Origin of the sequence: Mucilaginibacter sp., from assembly GCF_965200995.1 — a bacterium.
In the GTDB taxonomy this organism is placed as follows: domain Bacteria; phylum Bacteroidota; class Bacteroidia; order Sphingobacteriales; family Sphingobacteriaceae; genus Mucilaginibacter.
The window spans coordinates 2,116,607-2,133,423 of record NZ_OZ241743.1; the positions used below are offsets into that span (position 1 = coordinate 2,116,607).

Annotated in this window: 17 protein-coding genes; 13 read left to right on the plus strand and 4 right to left on the minus strand. The window is 44.9% G+C overall.

Features of this window, described 5'->3' with window-relative positions:
- Nucleotides 1–11 precede the first annotated feature (11 nt).
- The 4 genes from rfbB to ACY652_RS10000 all read left to right on the plus strand — a co-directional run bounded on the left by rfbB (nucleotide 12) and on the right by ACY652_RS10000 (nucleotide 5,520).
- On the plus strand, nucleotides 12–1,064 hold the full coding sequence (gene rfbB, locus ACY652_RS09985) for a dTDP-glucose 4,6-dehydratase (protein WP_462264227.1): 1,053 nt from the start codon (nucleotides 12–14) through the stop codon (nucleotides 1,062–1,064).
- A 3-nt stretch (nucleotides 1,065–1,067) separates the two neighbouring features.
- Nucleotides 1,068–1,811 carry a tyrosine-protein phosphatase gene (locus ACY652_RS09990; protein WP_462264228.1) on the plus strand — a complete coding sequence of 248 codons (744 nt, stop codon included), beginning with the start codon at nucleotides 1,068–1,070 and terminating at the stop codon, nucleotides 1,809–1,811.
- 123 nt (nucleotides 1,812–1,934) lie between these two features.
- The gene (locus ACY652_RS09995; protein WP_462264229.1) at nucleotides 1,935–4,736 is read left to right on the plus strand and encodes an outer membrane beta-barrel protein; all 2,802 of its coding nucleotides are present in this window, start codon (nucleotides 1,935–1,937) and stop codon (nucleotides 4,734–4,736) included.
- A gap of 4 nt (nucleotides 4,737–4,740) precedes the next feature.
- On the plus strand, nucleotides 4,741–5,520 hold the full coding sequence (locus tag ACY652_RS10000; RefSeq protein ID WP_462264230.1) for a GLPGLI family protein: 780 nt from the start codon (nucleotides 4,741–4,743) through the stop codon (nucleotides 5,518–5,520).
- Nucleotides 5,521–5,541: 21 nt separating this feature from the next.
- On the opposite strand, the gene ACY652_RS10005 is transcribed toward ACY652_RS10000, so the two are convergent.
- The gene (locus tag ACY652_RS10005) at nucleotides 5,542–6,639 is read right to left on the minus strand and encodes a lipase family protein (RefSeq protein WP_462264231.1); all 1,098 of its coding nucleotides are present in this window, start codon (nucleotides 6,637–6,639) and stop codon (nucleotides 5,542–5,544) included.
- Nucleotides 6,640–6,725: 86 nt separating this feature from the next.
- On the opposite strand from ACY652_RS10005, the gene ACY652_RS10010 reads away from it, so the two are divergent.
- Nucleotides 6,726–7,427, plus strand: a complete 702-nt coding sequence (locus tag ACY652_RS10010; RefSeq protein WP_462264232.1) for a peroxiredoxin family protein — start codon at nucleotides 6,726–6,728, stop codon at nucleotides 7,425–7,427.
- A gap of 56 nt (nucleotides 7,428–7,483) precedes the next feature.
- Here ACY652_RS10010 and ACY652_RS10015 read toward each other — a convergent pair whose 3' ends face one another.
- Nucleotides 7,484–7,837 (minus strand): HesB/IscA family protein, encoded by a 354-nt coding sequence (locus ACY652_RS10015; protein ID WP_462264233.1) that lies wholly within the window; start codon nucleotides 7,835–7,837, stop codon nucleotides 7,484–7,486.
- 99 nt (nucleotides 7,838–7,936) lie between these two features.
- Between ACY652_RS10015 and ACY652_RS10020 the strand changes: the two genes are divergently transcribed.
- From ACY652_RS10020 to ACY652_RS10035, 4 genes are all read left to right on the plus strand, one after another.
- Nucleotides 7,937–8,464 (plus strand): DUF7935 family protein, encoded by a 528-nt coding sequence (locus ACY652_RS10020; protein WP_462264234.1) that lies wholly within the window; start codon nucleotides 7,937–7,939, stop codon nucleotides 8,462–8,464.
- A 2-nt stretch (nucleotides 8,465–8,466) separates the two neighbouring features.
- Entirely contained in the window at nucleotides 8,467–10,014 is a 1,548-nt protein-coding gene (locus ACY652_RS10025; protein WP_462264235.1) for an acyl-CoA mutase large subunit family protein, read from the plus strand.
- Nucleotides 10,015–10,458: 444 nt separating this feature from the next.
- Nucleotides 10,459–11,886, plus strand: coding sequence for a chromosomal replication initiator protein DnaA (dnaA, locus tag ACY652_RS10030; RefSeq protein WP_462264236.1), 1,428 nt, complete (start codon nucleotides 10,459–10,461; stop codon nucleotides 11,884–11,886).
- 370 nt (nucleotides 11,887–12,256) lie between these two features.
- Nucleotides 12,257–12,961: an SDR family NAD(P)-dependent oxidoreductase gene (locus ACY652_RS10035; protein ID WP_462264237.1), complete on the plus strand. Its 705-nt coding sequence runs from the start codon at nucleotides 12,257–12,259 to the stop codon at nucleotides 12,959–12,961.
- 125 nt (nucleotides 12,962–13,086) lie between these two features.
- On the opposite strand, the gene ACY652_RS10040 is transcribed toward ACY652_RS10035, so the two are convergent.
- A complete protein-coding gene (locus tag ACY652_RS10040) occupies nucleotides 13,087–14,286 on the minus strand; it encodes a cation:proton antiporter domain-containing protein (protein ID WP_462264238.1) in 1,200 nt (399 codons plus the stop codon).
- Between the two features lie 142 nt (nucleotides 14,287–14,428).
- Between ACY652_RS10040 and ACY652_RS10045 the strand changes: the two genes are divergently transcribed.
- The 4 genes from ACY652_RS10045 (at nucleotide 14,429) to ACY652_RS10060 (ending at nucleotide 16,398) form a co-directional block, all read left to right on the plus strand.
- Nucleotides 14,429–14,575: a hypothetical protein gene (locus ACY652_RS10045; RefSeq protein ID WP_462264239.1), complete on the plus strand. Its 147-nt coding sequence runs from the start codon at nucleotides 14,429–14,431 to the stop codon at nucleotides 14,573–14,575.
- 117 nt (nucleotides 14,576–14,692) lie between these two features.
- On the plus strand, nucleotides 14,693–14,818 hold the full coding sequence (locus ACY652_RS10050; protein ID WP_462264240.1) for a hypothetical protein: 126 nt from the start codon (nucleotides 14,693–14,695) through the stop codon (nucleotides 14,816–14,818).
- Between the two features lie 492 nt (nucleotides 14,819–15,310).
- Nucleotides 15,311–15,730, plus strand: a complete 420-nt coding sequence (locus ACY652_RS10055; protein WP_462264241.1) for an OsmC family protein — start codon at nucleotides 15,311–15,313, stop codon at nucleotides 15,728–15,730.
- An 83-nt stretch (nucleotides 15,731–15,813) separates the two neighbouring features.
- Nucleotides 15,814–16,398 carry a DUF4230 domain-containing protein gene (locus ACY652_RS10060; protein WP_462264242.1) on the plus strand — a complete coding sequence of 195 codons (585 nt, stop codon included), beginning with the start codon at nucleotides 15,814–15,816 and terminating at the stop codon, nucleotides 16,396–16,398.
- Between the two features lie 23 nt (nucleotides 16,399–16,421).
- On the opposite strand, the gene ACY652_RS10065 is transcribed toward ACY652_RS10060, so the two are convergent.
- Nucleotides 16,422–16,760, minus strand: a complete 339-nt coding sequence (locus tag ACY652_RS10065) for an FtsB family cell division protein (protein WP_462264243.1) — start codon at nucleotides 16,758–16,760, stop codon at nucleotides 16,422–16,424.
- Between the last annotated feature and the right edge of the window lie 57 nt (nucleotides 16,761–16,817).

Here is a 16,817-nt window from a genome sequence, read left to right on the forward strand (position 1 = left end):
TTAACACGGATATGAAGAAATTTATCATCACCGGCGGGGCCGGTTTTATTGGCTCGCATGTGGTGCGGCGGTTTGTAAAGAATTACCCTGATTACCAGATCATCAATCTGGATAAGCTCACTTATGCCGGTAACCTGGCCAACTTAAAGGACATTGAAAATGCGCCCAATTATAAATTTATAAAAGGCGATATTGTAGATGCTGTATTTATTGATGAGCTTTTTGCTACGGAGCAGCCGGACGCGGTGATCCATCTGGCGGCCGAATCGCATGTGGACCGCTCGATTGTGAGTCCGCTCGATTTTGTGATGACCAACATTGTGGGTACCGTGAATCTGCTGAATGCGGCCCGTTACCATTGGAAAGGTGAGTACGACAGCCACCGCTTCTACCATGTATCCACCGATGAGGTATACGGTACCTTAGGCGAACATGGCATGTTTACCGAAGAAACGGCTTATGACCCGCATTCGCCTTATTCGGCCTCAAAGGCCGGTTCCGATCATTTTGTGAGGGCTTACCAGGATACTTACGGTATGAACACCGTAATTTCCAACTGCTCTAATAACTATGGCTCTTATCATTTCCCCGAAAAACTGATTCCATTAGCTATTCACAACATCACCCAAAATAAGCCGGTGCCGGTTTATGGCAAAGGCGAGAATGTGCGCGACTGGCTTTGGGTAGAAGACCACGCCCGTGCCATTGATGTGATTTTTCACAGCGCTGCGCCGGGTACTACCTATAATATCGGCGGCCATAATGAGTGGAAGAATATTGACCTGATCAATTTGCTTTGCAGTATATTAGACAAAAAGCTGGGCAGGGCAGAAGGGGAGTCGGCCAAACTGATTACTTATGTAACCGACCGCGCCGGCCATGATTTGCGCTACGCCATTGATGCTGCCAGGCTGAAAAATGAGTTAGGCTGGACACCGAGTATCACTTTTGAAGAGGGACTGGAAAAAACGGTGGATTGGTATTTGGCTAATGAAGAATGGCTTAATGATGTAACCTCGGGCCACTACCAGCAATATTATGAGGATCAGTACAGTAACCGGTAATTGATGTTCGGTTTATTTAAAAAGAAGCAGCCTAAACGCGACATTACGTTTACCTATGAGGCGTTGGGTGTAGACATGCACTCGCACGTGCTGCCCGGTATTGATGACGGTGCGCAAACGCCCGAAGACTCCATCATACTCATTAAGAAAATGATGGAGGTGGGCATACGGAAAATTATTGCCACGCCTCACATCATGGCTGATTACTACCGTAACGATGCTACCAGCATCAATAATGCCCTGGCCGTGCTGAAAGCCGAACTGCAGCGGCAGGGCATTGATGTTGAAGTAGAAGCCGCCGCCGAGCATTATTACGATGAAACCTTTGAAAGCCGCATTGACCGTGATGAACTTATGGTGATAGGCGGCAAGTATGTGCTGTTTGAGTTCTCCTTCATCAGTAAGCCGCCTACTGTATTTCCGGTGATACAAAAGATAAAGGATAAGGGCTTGCAGCCCATACTGGCGCACCCGGAACGCTATCCGTATATGTCGTTAGACGAATACAAGATGCTGCATTCCTGGGGCTGCCTTTTTCAGTTAAACATCATCTCCTTAACCGGCTATTATGGCCGCGAAACCAAAAAGCTGGCAGAGGCGCTGATTGACAACCACCTGATCGACTTCACCTCCAGCGATATGCACCACCCCCGCCACGCTGCCGCCTTTCAGGATGCCCTGCGCACTACCTACGCCGAGAAACTGCTGGGCGGTGAGTATCCGTTGCGGAACAGTATGCTGCTGTAAGAACAGTGGACTGTTCAACGGTTTTACAGGATATAGTTAAGGATAAAATTTAACACTTTTTAACCGGCTGAAATTCCACTGCTAATTTTATAGTTTATATATTAGGCGTGTCTAAACCTGTATATGAATAAGATAACCCCCTGCCTTGTTCTTTTGTTGCTGCTTTACGTGTCGTCTGTTTCTGCACAAACTGATTATACGGTAAAGGGGAATATCACCGAGGATTATACTTCGCAAAAACTGGTAAACGCTACCGTTTTAATCCTCAATGCAAAAGATTCTACCTTACGTAAGTTTACCAGAACCAGTGCCGACGGCTCATTCAGCATGAACCGCCTGAATAAAGGCAAGTTTATCCTGCTCGTATCTTATCCCGGCTATGCGGATTATGTAGACAATTTTGCGCTCGACTCCATCAGTGCTGCACATAATTTTGGCAATATCGGGCTCAAGTTAAAGTCGCGCCTTCTGCAGGATGTAATTGTTAAAGGCAAAGCCGCCGCTATAAAGATTAAAGGTGATACCACCGAATTTAATGCGGCTGCCTATAATATACAGCCCAACGCCAAGGTAGAAGATTTACTAAAGCAGCTGCCCGGCATACAGGTAGATAAAGATGGAAAGATTACCGCCCAGGGGCAAACGGTAAACAAGGTGCTGGTAGATGGCGAGGAGTTTTTTGGTGATGACCCTACACTGGTAACTAAGAACCTGCGGGCCGATATGGTAGATAAGGTGCAGCTATATGATAAAAAAAGCGACCAAGCCACCTTTACCGGTATTGATGACGGCAAGAAGGATAAAACACTCAACATTAAATTAAAGGAAGATAAGAAAAACGGCTACTTTGGCAAAGCAGAGGCAGGGGTGGCAACCAATAATTATTATAACGGTCAGGTACTGTTCAATCGTTTTTGGGGCAAGCAGAAGTTTTCGGCTTACGGCGTATTGAGTAATACGGGTAAAACCGGACTGGGCTGGCGCGACAGTCAAAAATACGGCGGTTCTGACAATGTAACGGCAGGGGACGACGGTACATTCTATATATCAGGCTCAAGTGATGATTTAGACAACTTTAACGGGCAGTACAACGGGCAGGGGCGGCCAACAGCACGTACAGGCGGGCTGCATTATGATAATAAGTGGAATAATGACAAGCATTCCATAAATGCCAATTACAAAATCGGCTCGGTTACGGTAGATGGTGCCATTAATACACTTACTCAAAACAACCTGCGCGATAGTAGCTTAAACAGTTCCTCGGTCCAAAATTTTCATAATTATATATTCAGGCAAAAGCTGGACGGGATGTATAACTTCAAGATTGACACTTCATCAAATCTGAAGATCAGTTTTGATGCCACCCTGAAGCATAGTGAAACTGTAAACAACTATGCAACCCGAAACCAGCGGGCCGATAGCACGCTGTTAAATACCAACAACCGCCGCATTAATAATAATACTGATGGGCAGGTGTTTAATGCCAGCGCCTTTTACAGCAAAAAGTTTAAGAAAAAAGGCCGTACCTTCTCCTTAAATGTTAGTGAAGCCTATAATAACAGCAAAGCTAAAGGCTTCCTTTTTTCTGATATTAACTACTATAATATACAGGGGCAGCCGGATAGCAGCCGCATCATCAACCAGTATAAGCTGAATAATATAAGGAGTTCCTTGTTCTCCTCTGTAGCCACCTACTCTGAGCCGCTTTCTAAAAAGCTGGCGCTGGCGCTTAATTATGGAGTAATTGTAAATAACAGCAGTGCCGACCGTAAATCGTTCAACGAGTCGCAGCCGGGCAGCGGGATCTATAGTGTTTTCGATTCCCGTTATAGCAGCGATTACACACTGGAGCAGCTGATTAATCAGGGCGGCTTTTTATTGAACTATAGAAGCGGCAAAACGGTATTCAATATAGGCAGTAAGGTAGGCAATGTAAATTTCAAGCAAACCAATGAGTATACCGGCGGCGTTTTCAGGCGTAATTTTGTGAACTGGAACCCGCAGGCCCGGTACAGTTACCGTTTTTCTCAGCAATCATCTGTAAATATTGATTATAACGGAAACACGCAGCAGCCCACAGTTGAGCAGATACAGCCGGTATTGGTGAACAATGATCCGCTTAATATTTTATTGGGCAATCCGGGCCTTACACCTTCGTTTACCAACCGTTTAAATGTTAATTACAATACCTATAAGGTACTTAGTGATCAATCTTTATTCTTCTATGGTAACTTCTCATTTACCAGCAACCCTATTACCAGCAGTGTAACTACTGACCCCAATGCCGGTAAAACGGTGAGTCAGTACGTCAATTTAAACAGAACGCCCTATAATTTCTATTTTGGCGCCTATGCGAGCCGCAAAATTGCCGGGCCGGAAATTAATGTGGGTTTAGATATCAATTCAGATGGCAGTAAAAGTTATACCGTATCTAACGGAGACGTTAATGCCATCAGTTTAAATGATTACAATGTAAGCGCCCGCATATCAAAGTATGCACAAAAGAAGTACGATGTTTCATTATCGTTCGGCCCTAATTTTACGGTAGGCGGTTCTTCATTACAGCGGTCTATTAATAATAACGGGCACGGCTGGAATGGTAATGGCGAGTTTACTGTGTACCTGCCCGGCAAACTGCAAATCGCCTCGGACGCTAATTATCAGTATAAATCAAAAACGCAGACTTTTGATCAGTCTTTCTCGCGGGTATTGCTTAATGCTTCTCTTACCAGGACTTTTTTCAAGTCGGATAATCTGAAACTGGTGCTTTCGGGTAATGATCTGCTCAACCAGAATGCCGGGTTTAGCCGTAACACCAGCGGTAACTTTATCACGCAAACCACCTATACCACCATAAGGCGCTACTTTATGTTTTCGGTGGTATGGGATTTTAACAAGATGGGCGGAAGCGCTCCAAAAAAATAAGAATATGATGAAATCTGTATGTATACTGGTTTTCTGCTTTTGGGTAACTGCCGGCCAGTACGCGCGCGCGCAAAGTGCACATTTCACCACCTCGGGTACCATCGAGTTTGATAAAAACGTGAATATGTATGCGCTGATCAATAAGCGTATCAATAAGGATAATGAAAGCTTTATGCAAACAGCTTTTGAGGCCTACAAAAAGAGTAACCCTCAAATGAAGGTGCTGAAAAGCACACTTACCTTTGCCGACAATAAAACCTTGTTTACGCCCAAGGCTGAAGAAGAAATGAGTAACAGCTTTTTTGGAGATGAACCAATGGCTACGCAAAATAACATTGTATACACCGATTTAAATACGGATAAGAAAATAAGCCAAAAGAAAGTATTTGAGCAAACTTTTCTGGTTACAGAAAGTCCGCGCAAGATCAACTGGAAGATTACCGATGAAACGCGGGATATAGCCGGCTACACCTGCCGCCGGGCCAACGCCATCATTATGGACTCTGTTTATGTGGTTGCCTTTTACACCAACGAGATCACCGTATCAGGCGGGCCGGAATCATTTTCCGGTTTACCCGGAATGATATTGGGTGTGGCGCTGCCGCATGATAACGTAAGCTGGTTTGCCACCAAGGTGATTGACAGTACCCTGCCGCCATCAGCCGTGGCGCCGCCAAAGAAAGGAAAGCCGGTGGATGATAAAGGTTTTATGACTACCCTGAAGGCTGCATTTAAAGATTGGGGCAATTACGCGCAGTATTTTTCCAAAGTGTTCTCTTTGTAAAATATTAAAAGTTAATTTAAATTACCGGCCATATTCCCGTTCGGCCAGCTCATAGTACGGGCTGAACAAGTGATGGGTAAACAGCTTATCCGGATTGTCCGGGTACCGTTGCCGGTAGGCAGCATCAGGCATCAGCATAATAATGGTGCCGCAATGGGTATACAGGTTGTTCTCTGCATAAACAGGTTCCTGTAGCTGGGGCAATTCCTTTCTGATGTATTTGTAAACCGTGTGGCCCAAATATTTCCGGTCGCGCTTTACGGCTTTTGCCGGCGGTTTGCCGAGCTGGTTGTACAGGTACTTAATCACAATCTTTTTAATAAACGACTGCCCTTTGGTAAGGCGGCTTACATCACTAAAGGGGTTCAGCCGGTTAAAATCATCCAGCGTTTGTATAGAGAACGGCGTTTCGGGCACCCAGTCGGCGGCATTAATTACCGACAAGCCCCAGCCGCCCCGGGTAAGATAATCATAGCTGTAGGCATAGTAGGTGTTGCCCGGTTTCGGCGGGGCGCTGCAATAGGTTTTGAAGGTAATATCAGCCGGAAGTACTTGCTGCTGCTGCAAAGCTGCCAGGTGCGACCGCAGTAAATAAGCGATGGCGCCACCCTGGCTGTGCCCCATCAGCAGGAAGTTTTTAATGCCCTGCTCGTGGTACAACTTGTTAATTTCTTCAACAATGTTGGGAGCCATATCGGCCATGCCCAGCAGCCAGCCCACATGTATAGTAGCCCGCGGGTCATCAGCCAGATGGTAGTTAAAGGTATACGTATTGCTGATATGCAGTTGTCCGCTGGCCGGTACCATGGCCGCATAAAGATTTTCGAGCCAGCTTACACCTTCAGCAGTGGTGCCGCGCAGGCTGATAACGGCTGTTTTATCGTTGTTTATCCATAGATCCCAGCGGTTTTTTAGCGGGCCAACCTTTGAGCGATACACCATGCGGTAGTTGCGGGGCTTGCCTACGCGGTCGTTCTTGATAACGGTATCTATCTGCTGCCGGGAGATGCGCAGCAACTCCAGGTATTCCTGTGCATCAAAACCCGGCTTCAGTTGGGCTTTTAAGGCAAGTGAGCTAAATATGATAACTACAAAAAAAAAGCCTTTTTTTAACTTCATTGCTGATTTTCAACATACAATTACAGCAATTGTTCGTCGATATATATATAGCTTTTGGTATATTGTGCGCGCAAACTTTATTACACGTGAAAACCTATTTATTTATCATTTTCAGTTTACTAACCACATCTGGCTTAAAAGCACAAGCACTTGCACTAAGTATTGACAGTACATCAATTGTTGTTGACTCAACTGGTAAAAGATACACTTATGATAGTTGGAAAGATTTTATTGCCTCTACCCGTTACGGACTTAAGCATTATGATACTGACGCTGCTAACAAATTTGTGATTTACAAAATGAGCGAGGCAGACCGCGACCAGATGTTTGCAAACTTACCTAAGCCAACCGAAAGCCCGGCTTTTAAAGCAGGACAGGATTTTGGCTATTTTAAAATTCAGGCGTTAGATGGCTTTGCGATAGGCCCTGACGAATTAGCGGGTAAAACGCTGGTGTTGAATTTTTGGGATATAAAAGATCCAGCCTGTCAGGAAGAATTGCCTGCACTCAACGAAGTTGCTGAGCGATATAAAGAAGATAAAGATGTAGTTTTTATAGCGATAGGTTTGGGGGCAGGTTATCCTATGAAAAAGTTTGTTAAAGAGCATCCGTTACAATATCATTTAGTTGCAGACGGTAAATCGTTAGCGGCAAGTAATAATGTTGACTTATACCCAACAAACGTAATAATTAACAAGAAGGGTAAAGTTGTTTTTAGTAATGTGGGAAGCCATCCGGCCATTGCCTACTGGCTAAAGAAAAGCATCGAAGAATCGAAAGCTAATTAAAATCAAAAGGCGGTTATTTAATAATAACCGCCTTTTATATTTGAAAGCAAAATTATTTATACCGAAAACGAAGTGCCGCAGCCACAGGTGCTGGAGGCATTCGGGTTATTAAAGGTAAAGCCGCGGGCATTCAGGCCATCCTGAAAGTCAACCTGCATACCGGCCAGGTACAGGCCGTGCGCTTTGTGCATGTACACCTTTACACCGTTAATATAATAAATCTGGTCACCGTCCTTCTGCTGGTCGAACCCTAAAATGTAGTTCATGCCGGCACAGCCGCCGCCCTCAACGCCTACGCGCAGGCCAAAGTCATCATTCAGTTCTTGCTGATATTTCAGTTTATTTATTTCCTTAACAGCGCCTTCGGTAAATGAAACCGGCGCTATAGCAGTTTCTACAGCAGTGCTCATGTTATAATTCTATTTAGTTAGAACAAATATAAGTTAAAATCTACACTTTTGTTATCAGGCGCCGCCTTTATGACGGTGGTATAACAGTGCCGTTTCCATATGATTGTTACCCTTTTATTTGATATTTTAAAATATACCATTGCCGGCATAGGCATCGTATGGATTGCCTTTTACCTGGTAAAACCTTATTTGGACCGTACCGAAAAGATACAAGTGCTGGAACTCAAAAAAGCGGCAAGCAGCCAGTTGCTGCCTTTGCGGTTGCAGGCTTACGAGCGTATCATCCTTTTTATTGAGCGTATCAATCCGGCCAATATGCTCATCCGGTTAAATGCGCCTGCTTACACGGCTGCCGAACTGCAGAGTGTGATTGCCAGCGAACTGCGCGAAGAATTTCAGCATAACATCACCCAGCAAATTTACCTGAGCAGCCGGGCATGGGGTATGGTAAGGCGTATAAAAGACGATACATTGAACCTGATTAACAATGCAGGCCGCGCCCTGCCTGCCGACGCAGCCGGGCTGGAACTGGCGCAGTTGATTTTAAACCAGCTGGCACAGATGGAGGATAACCCCTATGAGGCTGCTGCCAGCGTAATTAAACGCGATTTAGAAGAGTTGTTTTGAACATGGCAGAGAAAAAGGTAACCACCAGTTCGGGCATCGAAATAAAGGAAGTATATACGGAGCCCTCAGGTATGCAGGAACTGCCGGGGCAGTTCCCCTACACCCGGGGCATACAAAAGGATATGTACCGCGGCCGGCCCTGGACCATGCGGCAGTATGCCGGTTTCTCTACCGCCGAAGAATCCAACAAGCGTTACCATTATTTATTGCAGCAGGGCACGATGGGCCTTTCCGTGGCTTTTGACCTGCCCACACAGATTGGTTACGACTCTGACCACGAGCTGGCCGAAGGTGAGGTAGGTAAGGTAGGCGTGGCTATCGACTCGTTAAAAGATATGGAGGTGCTGTTTGATGGCATACAGCTACAGCAGATCACCACCTCCATGACCATTAATGCCACGGCTGCTATACTGCTGGCCATGTATATCGCCTTAGCTAAAAAGCAGGGAGCCGATCTCAAACAGATTTCGGGTACCATACAAAACGACATCTTAAAGGAATATGCGGCACGGGGCACTTATATTTATCCGCCCGCACCGTCCATGCGGCTCATTACCGATATTTTTGAATATTGCAGCAGCGAAGTGCCTAAATGGAACACCATTTCCATATCAGGTTATCACATCCGCGAAGCCGGCTCTACTGCTGTACAGGAACTGGCCTTTACTTTGGCCAATGGCAAAGCGTATTTACAGGCGGCTATTGAAAAGGGGCTGGATGTAAATGTGTTTGCCAAACGCCTGTCTTTCTTTTTCAACTGCCATAATAATTTTTTCGAGGAGATTGCCAAGTTCAGGGCGGCGCGGCGTATGTGGGCGCATATTACGCAAAGCCTGGGGGCTACAGATGCCGGTGCGCAAAAGCTGCGCTTCCATACCCAAACCGGCGGCTCTACCTTAACGGCTCAGCAGCCCATGAATAATATTGTGCGGGTAAGCAACCAGGCGCTGGCGGCGGTACTGGGCGGTACGCAATCTTTGCATACCAATGGTTATGATGAAGCGCTTTCGCTGCCTACCGAAGCGGCAGCCAAGGTGGCCCTGCGCACGCAGCAGATCATTGCCTTTGAAAGCGGCGTGACAGACACGGTCGACCCGCTGGCCGGCTCTTATTTTGTAGAAGCCTTAACCGATGAACTGGAAGTGGCCGCACAGCTGTACATAGATAAGATAGATGCAATGGGCGGCTCGGTAAAAGCCATTGAGCAGGATTACATACAGCAGGAAATAGCCCGCTCGGCCTACCAGTATCAAACCGAACTGGAAAACCAGGAACGCATACTGGTAGGTGTAAACCGCTTTACCGAAAAGGAACAGCCGGTGGGCGAAGTTTTCAGGGTGGATGACAGCATACGCCTGCACCAGATAGAAAAACTACATTTATTAAAGGCCGAACGAAATAATGCTGAAGTTGAAATAACATTAAAGCGTTTACTGGAAGCCGCAAACGGCGCCGAAAACCTGATGCCGCATATTTTAAATGCTGTAGAATGCTATGCTACGCTTGGCGAAATTGCAGATGTGCTGCGTAAAGTGTTTGGCGAGTATTAACTGTATATAAAGTTAATGTCAATATACAGTATCCAAATGCAGCACTAACCCTGCCATGTTTTTTCCACATTGCGGTTCAAAATACTATCTCCCAAATTTTCAATTACTTAAAATTATTCCCTGTAAGTTATCCACATTGTGGCTTGAGTGTTGATGTACTGTAAACACGCTTTAGAGGCCCGGCTTCTGGTGTATACACAACAAAACAAACTCACATGAAATCAAACATACATTCTAACATCAGCATAGCTGTTTCCCTTGTTTTTTGCTGGCGCATATAGGTATTTAAGTTGAAGTTGCGGTGAATTAATTGAAAATAAATATCCACAAAAACTTTAAAACCGATTTTTTTTATCCACTTTTTTGTCAATATTCGATACTCCGTAGGCAGCCGGTTTAAAGTTGCGCCGGGCTTTGAAAATCAACAATTTATCACATTGCGATATGGAAAAAACTTCTACTCACGTTTGGAACAGCTGCTTGCAGATCATAAAAGACAACATTCCGGCCCAAAGTTTTAAAACGTGGTTCGACCCGATTAATGCCTTGCGTCTGGATGGCAGCGTACTGACCATACAAGTGCCCAGCCTTTTCTTTTACGAGTGGCTGGAAGAACATTATGTAGGCTTGCTGCGTAAAACCATTAAAAATCAGTTGGGCGAAGAAGGCCGGCTGGAATATAACATAGTGGTTGATCAGTCGTCATCAAGCAAGCCTTTTACTACCAACATGCCTTCTAACGGTAACGGCGCCGAGGCCAAGAGCCAATCTATGCCGATGCCGATCTCGCTGAACAAGGATATTAAGAACCCGTTTGTAATACCCGGCCTTAAAAAGCTGAACGTTGACCCGCAGCTAAACCAGAACTATACCTTTGAAAACTTTGTAGAGGGCGACTGTAACCGCCTGGCACGTTCTGCAGGTTATGCAGTGGCGGCCAAACCGGGCGGCACCTCATTTAACCCCCTCATGATCTACGGTTCGGTAGGTTTGGGCAAAACTCACCTGGTACATGCCATTGGTAACGAAATTAAGCGTACCCTGCCTGATAAGCTGGTACTGTATGTAAGCTGCGAGAAGTTTACCCAGCAGTTTGTAGATGCCCTGAAGCATAACAACATTAACGACTTTGTAAACTTTTACCAGGCCATTGATGTGCTGATTATGGATGATGTGCACAACTTTGCCGGTAAGGAAAAAACGCAGGATTTCTTTTTCCATATCTTTAATCACCTGCACCAGACCGGTAAGCAGGTAATTATCACCTCTGATAAAGCGCCCAAGGATTTATCTGGTTTAGAAGAGCGCCTGTTGTCGCGCTTCAAATGGGGCTTATCAGCCGATTTGCAGGTGCCTGATCTGGAAACCCGCATGGCGATCCTGGAAAATAAAATCTATCAGGATGGTATCGAGTTACCTGAGGATGTAAAGGAATATGTAGCGCACAACATTGATAATAATGTACGCGAACTGGAAGGTGCCATGGTATCGCTGCTGGCGCAATCTACCCTTACCCATAAGGAAATTGATTTGAACCTGGCCAAGCAGATGCTGAAGAATTTTGTAAAGAATTCGGCTAAGGAAATATCAATGGATTACATCCAGAACCTGGTATGCGAGTATTTTGAAGTGCCGGTAGACATGATGAAATCGCAGACCCGCAAGCGGGAGATTGTGCAGGCCCGCCAGATTTCCATGTACCTGTCGAAAGCTCACACCAAAAGCTCCCTGAAAACTATTGGCGGCTTCTTTGGCGGCCGCGACCACTCTACCGTAATTTACGCCTGCCAAACAGTGGAGGATTTGATTGATACCGATAAGAAATTTAAAAATTACGTGGCCGATATTCAGAAGAAACTGAAAATGTCATAACTTATTCACGCAATGGATAATGAAAAGCCTTGTACTTGTGTGCAGGGCTTTTCAGCTTTTGTATACATTGATAATGTAAGCAGGTATTTGAATTATAATAAAGGCAAACGCTATGCTATATTTACGTTATTTAACTTAAAAAAGCTGTGAGCAATAATGTAGTAATCTCATTATCAGGCTTGTTCGCCCTGCCTGCGATGGGCTGGGGCCCGTTCCCCGCAATAACGCATTGCTGTGTTTTTTTATCATCTATTAATGAACGTTAGTTAAGAACATACTCAATTTTAATAAAACAGTACACTTTAGCACCTATGCCTGTCAGCACAAAGCTTGAAGCATGGCGCTTCAGATTTATCAACTCATTTACCCTATGAACATTATAGTTACCGGAGCCAGCAGCGGCGTAGGTTTTGAAACGGTACTGGAGTTAATCCTGTCGAACCACCACAAAGTGATTGCCCTGGCGCGCTCGCAGGAAAAACTGACCCGCCTGCTGGAAATTGCCAAAGGATTAAATCCGGAATGTACTTTATACCCTATTGCCTTTGATATTGTGCATGATGATTACGAAGACCTGCGCAGCTCCATCGCCACCCGCTTTGATAACCGCATCGAGATACTCATTAACAATGCCGGTGCACTGGTAAACAAGCCTTTCATCAAAACAGATGAAACTGATTTTGTAGAGATGCTGCAAAGTAATTTTTTAGGGCATGTACGCATCATTCAAAGCCTGTTGCCCCTAATGCCGCAGGGTACGCACATTGTAAATGTAGGCAGCATGGGCGGGGTGCAGGGCAGCGCCAAGTTCAGCGGGTTATCAGCCTACTCGGCCAGCAAGGCGGCGCTGGCTAATTTGACGGAATGCCTTGCCCAGGAGTTAACGGAGCAGCAGATCAGTGTAAACTGCCTGGCTTTGGGTTCGGTACAAACCGAGATGCTGGAGGCGGCCTTCCCGGATTACCAATCGCCGGTAATGGCCTTCGAGATGGGTAAATATGTAGCTGACTTTGCTACCACCGGGCACAAATTCTTTAATGGTAAAATATTGCCGGTAGCGGTGACTACGCCTTAACAGGGAGGCAGGAACCAGGAGGCAGGAATCAGGAGCCAAGAATCAAGAATCAAGAGCAATTTAAGCAGTACTGTTTCTTGATTCTTGTCTCTTGATTCTTGCCTCTCTCCTTTCTCCCTCAAAGCCTATACATCCAAAAATTCCTTACTGCTTTCTACCCGGCGGTTGCTCACAAGCAGGCCGATGCTCATAATGATGCTGGTGGCCAATATTACGATAAACAGCAAACCGGTTTCTATACCCGGAATTTTGTATTGAGGCGGCAGGTTGTAATACAGTAATACGCTGATCAACCCGCGCGGAATAATCACCAGTTCGGGCATAATATCTGTTTTTGATACCAGCGTGATGTACAAAAGCCGGATGAGATAAATGGCTAACAAAATAATACCGCCGATGAGCAGGGTAGACCAGTCCTGCAGTTGCGCCACTTCCATAGTAAAGCCGAAAATGATGAAGAAAAAGGTACGCATTAAGAAAGCGCTTTCGGCTGATAGCTGAAACAGCTGGCGCAAATCGGCAGGTAATGCCGGGTAAAGGAAATGTTTCCTGAACTTCGGTAATTTAATCTGATTGGCATTGTTCAGAAACAGCCCTAAAGCCAGCACAATGATGAGTGCCGAAAGGTGGAACGACTGCCCGATGGCATAGACCAGCACCAGTATAGAAATGATAAGAAAAAACTTAACATGATGGGTAATGCGCCCGATCAGGAACAGTAGAAACAGGCAGGCCGCTAATGCCATCACCAAAATGATGCCCAGTTCGATGCCCAGATTGGTAAAGGAGCCTACATTGATATGCGGGTTGCGCACAATAAAGTTGAACAGTACAATAGTGAGGATGTCTGAAAACGAAGATTCGTAAATAATAAACTCCCGCTTGGTACGGTTAATACTGGCTGCCGAGGGAATGGCAATAGCCGAACTAACCACGCAGAAGGGTATGGCATTTACCAAACACTGATAGTAGCCTTTGCCGCTTAGTTGATGAAACAGGTAGGTAACGGCAAATGCAGTAGCCAGCAGAATAAAGAAAGCCGAAAAGAAGGCTTTGCGTATCACGGCGTTCTTGTCCGGGCTGTAGCGCAGTTCCAGTGCACCTTCAAACACAATCAGTATCAGCCCTAAAGTACCCAGCGTGGGTAAAATTGTACTGAAATTTAGGATGTTAATGTCGAAATAAAGTACCGCCTGCCGCAGGCCTATGCCTAAAAAAAGCAAAAGCAGTACCGAAGGTATCCGTGTTTTGCCGGCCAGTAAATCAAACAGGTAAGAGAAGATGACCAGTCCGCTTAATACAATAAGCGTAGTATAAGTGCTCAAATTACAATTGCCGGTTAGTGTAAATATCTATTCGTTGCTTACTAATACATTTTACAGGGCAGTTAGTTGTTTTTAAACGGTAATATTAACCTGCAACCACTGGTAAAGCAGCTAAACATCCGTGGGTTCTCATATTCAGGCCATGCTCAAAGAAATTACAGTCTTTATTGGGCAGCAGGGCGCCGTAGCCGGTATACAACCGGCCTACGCCTGGCGGAAAGCCAGCCATGCCCGCCCCCGGAAAGGCGGTAAGCTGATTCCGGCCAGCTTAAGCCTATTGCTATTATAATCATAGCTTTTTAGTAGAACTGAAACTGCATGAAAACCCACAACTAAAAGCTCTAAAAAGTGTAAACCCTGTGTTTTTATAGTAAATTGATTATCAATAATTTAAGTACTATTTTTTTTGAAAAGTGTAAACTTTGCCTTTACACTTTTTGGAGTGGCTAAGGGAGGTGCATCAGCCCTTAAGTTGTGGAAACACATGCAGCGCACGGGCATTTATGGCAACGGTTTTATTGCTATTGAGTAACCGCCGCACCGGTAACTATGGCGGCTCATTTGAAAACCCATCCGCTTGTGTAAACTGTCAGCGCAGTGCAAGAAGTTTGGCCGGCTGAGCTGCCGTTGTCTGTACGATTCTCTGCTACCGACTGTACGGACGGCTACCGTACAGCAGGTGATTCGGTTGCATTATTAAAGCAATTAAAAGCTGTTCAACAGGTGGTAATGCAGACTAAAATTCAGTCAAATTCCGCCTGTCAAATTGATATTACTGTTCATATATGTTCAAAAGCTGGTATCATGACAGGTGCAGCAGGGCTGATTACTGAAGCTGGTCGGGCCAGGCTGATATGGTATTGCCGGCAAGGAAACTGTTGCGTAACGCTAAAGCTCTGTTAATGGCTGTATACCTGCTTAACCAGGATATAAACAGGCTTGTGCAATTTGTACACACAAAGTGGCATCAAATATGCGGTATGGTAGCTGTATTTAAATAACAAATTACAAACAGGATATAACTATGAAACGTACAGCAAAAGCGCATTGGAATGGTACCTTAAAAGAAGGCAAAGGCGAACTAACCACGCAAAGTACTACCCTTAACAATACGCAGTATTCGTTTAAGACACGTTTTGAAGAAGGCACAGGTACTAACCCCGAAGAATTAATTGCTGCTGCACATGCCGGTTGCTTTACTATGGCCGTAGGCGCTGCGTTAACGCAGGCTGGCTTTACCCCCGGCGATTTAACCACTAATGCCGTTTTGGATTTAGATATGAACAGCTTGTCTATCACCGCTATTCATCTGGATTTAAACGCTTCTAAAATTGAAGGCGTAGATGAAGCTAAATTTAATGAAATAGCTGAAGGTGCAAAAGCCAACTGTATTATTTCAAAGGTGTTGAATACAGACATCAGCCTGTCTGTATCTTACCAATAATTGTAAATAACACGCAATAATTGTAAAGAGCAGGCAATAGGTGCCTGCTCTTTCAGTTTAAGGGTAACTATCAATCTTAAATAATGGCATTCGGTTCAAACTCGCGCTTTCCTTCGGTTTTCACTTTGGTATTGTTAATGTGTTTTGGTACTGCAGTTTACTTTTATATCAGGTATAAGGCTGCAAAGCAACCGGTAGTTACCGAGGATGTAATGGTGCAGAAGATTACCAGTATGGGTAAGCTGGAACTGGTAAAGTACAGTATGAAGGATGTAATTGAAAAGCGCCAGCCGCATACTTTACTGCCTGATGAGCGGGTGCTGCTGGTAGCGGTAGGGGAGGTGGCTGCCTGCGTTGATTTAACTAAAGTAAACGCTAAAGATATTATACAAGGCGATAGTACGGTAACTGTACGGCTGCCTAAACCCGAGATATGTTATGCAAAGCTTGACCACCAGCAATCCAAAGTGTATGATGTAAGCGGTACTTTCTTCTCAGAAAATACCAAGAATATGGTAGAAGATACCTATAAGATTGCCGAAAAAAGCTTACTGGATAACGCTAACAAGATGAATATTTTAGGTAAAGCGCAAACCAATGCCCAATTGATTTTTAAGCCGCTGCTGGAAAATATTTCAGGTAAAAAAGTTGTGCTGCAGTTTAAATAATCAGCCTTAGCTAACCCGTGTAATTAAAAGAGCGACTTCTTTTCTTCTTTCTTTTCCTTTACAATTACAAAAACATCTTCGTTATCTTTTTTCATCAGGTATCGTTCGCGGGCAAATTTTTCCAGCTTGGCACGGTTAGAGGTAAGTTCGCCTAACTCCTTTGTTACCTGGGCGGTTTCCTTCTGATAAAAATCGCGTTCCTGCTCCAGCTTTTTGCGTTGCTGGCGATACTCATACTGAGAAAACAGATCGTTACTGTCAAAAAAAAGCATCCATACCACGAAAACTGCCGTAATGAGCAAAAATTTATTCTTGAGCAGGTCAATCAGGCGTTTCATATTAGCGGTGGCAGGCAATTTCATTTTAAAATTAAAGGAAGTTTCTGACCCATGCAAATATGGGAAAATGTATTTGCGCTG

What these genes read in the sequence shown, in the direction of transcription:
- ACY652_RS10005 (WP_462264231.1), bottom strand. Translation starts at nt 6,639, where the DNA reads ATGAAGTTAAAAAAAGGCTTTTTTTTTGTAGTTATCATATTTAGCTCA.
- ACY652_RS09995 (WP_462264229.1), top strand. Translation starts at nt 1,935, where the DNA reads ATGAATAAGATAACCCCCTGCCTTGTTCTTTTGTTGCTGCTTTACGTG.
- ACY652_RS10025 (WP_462264235.1), top strand. Translation starts at nt 8,467, where the DNA reads ATGGCAGAGAAAAAGGTAACCACCAGTTCGGGCATCGAAATAAAGGAA.
- ACY652_RS10015 (WP_462264233.1), bottom strand. Translation starts at nt 7,837, where the DNA reads ATGAGCACTGCTGTAGAAACTGCTATAGCGCCGGTTTCATTTACCGAA.
- dnaA (WP_462264236.1), top strand. Translation starts at nt 10,459, where the DNA reads ATGGAAAAAACTTCTACTCACGTTTGGAACAGCTGCTTGCAGATCATA.
- ACY652_RS10060 (WP_462264242.1), top strand. Translation starts at nt 15,814, where the DNA reads ATGGCATTCGGTTCAAACTCGCGCTTTCCTTCGGTTTTCACTTTGGTA.
- ACY652_RS10020 (WP_462264234.1), top strand. Translation starts at nt 7,937, where the DNA reads ATGATTGTTACCCTTTTATTTGATATTTTAAAATATACCATTGCCGGC.
- ACY652_RS10055 (WP_462264241.1), top strand. Translation starts at nt 15,311, where the DNA reads ATGAAACGTACAGCAAAAGCGCATTGGAATGGTACCTTAAAAGAAGGC.
- ACY652_RS10035 (WP_462264237.1), top strand. Translation starts at nt 12,257, where the DNA reads ATGAACATTATAGTTACCGGAGCCAGCAGCGGCGTAGGTTTTGAAACG.
- ACY652_RS10000 (WP_462264230.1), top strand. Translation starts at nt 4,741, where the DNA reads ATGATGAAATCTGTATGTATACTGGTTTTCTGCTTTTGGGTAACTGCC.
- ACY652_RS09990 (WP_462264228.1), top strand. Translation starts at nt 1,068, where the DNA reads ATGTTCGGTTTATTTAAAAAGAAGCAGCCTAAACGCGACATTACGTTT.
- ACY652_RS10065 (WP_462264243.1), bottom strand. Translation starts at nt 16,760, where the DNA reads ATGAAATTGCCTGCCACCGCTAATATGAAACGCCTGATTGACCTGCTC.
- ACY652_RS10045 (WP_462264239.1), top strand. Translation starts at nt 14,429, where the DNA reads ATGCTCAAAGAAATTACAGTCTTTATTGGGCAGCAGGGCGCCGTAGCC.
- rfbB (WP_462264227.1), top strand. Translation starts at nt 12, where the DNA reads ATGAAGAAATTTATCATCACCGGCGGGGCCGGTTTTATTGGCTCGCAT.